Annotated in this window: 1 protein-coding gene; it reads right to left on the bottom strand. The window is 60.0% G+C overall.

Annotated features, from left to right (window positions below; all coding sequences use genetic code 11):
* A partial coding sequence (locus tag ON19_RS45230; RefSeq protein WP_498043926.1) for an uS5 family ribosomal protein occupies window positions 1–336 on the bottom strand: 336 nt, incomplete at its 3' end.
* Window positions 337–493: the final 157 nt, after the last annotated feature.

Raw genomic sequence — 493 nt, 5'->3', positions numbered from 1 at the left:
GTTACCCCAGTATCCACGCCTGACGGGCACCACTGACATCTTTGCCTGGATGATGGCGCCGCGGATGGCAGTCGCCACCTCCTTTGCACACTTCACCCCGAGGCCCACATGTCCGTTGGAGTCACCCACCACCACGAACGCCTTGAATCGCGTCCTCTGTCCTGCGCGGGTCTGCTTCTGCACGGGAATGATCTTCATGACCTCGTCCTTGAGCGCTGAGCCCAAAAAGTTCTCCACAATCTGGTACTCCTTCACTGGCAAGGAAAACAGGAAGATCTGCTCCAGACTCTTGATCTTGCCCTGCTGTACGAGACGGCCCAGCTTGGTGCAAGGCACCCACTTCTCCTCCTCATCCTTTCTGCCACGACCTCTGCCACGGCCACGGCCGCGGCCTCTGTCACCACGGTCTCCACGGTCACCACGTCCACCACGAGGAGGAGGACGGTCAGCCATGATCTCTGCTTGCCGGTGGCTAGATCCAGCAACAGCCCAG

This window comes from Nocardia abscessus NBRC 100374, assembly GCF_000308455.1.
Classification (GTDB): Bacteria; Actinomycetota; Actinomycetes; order Mycobacteriales; family Mycobacteriaceae; genus Nocardia; species Nocardia abscessus.
Note: the sequence above shows the minus strand (reverse complement) of the source record. Positions and strands in the feature narration are given on the sequence as shown.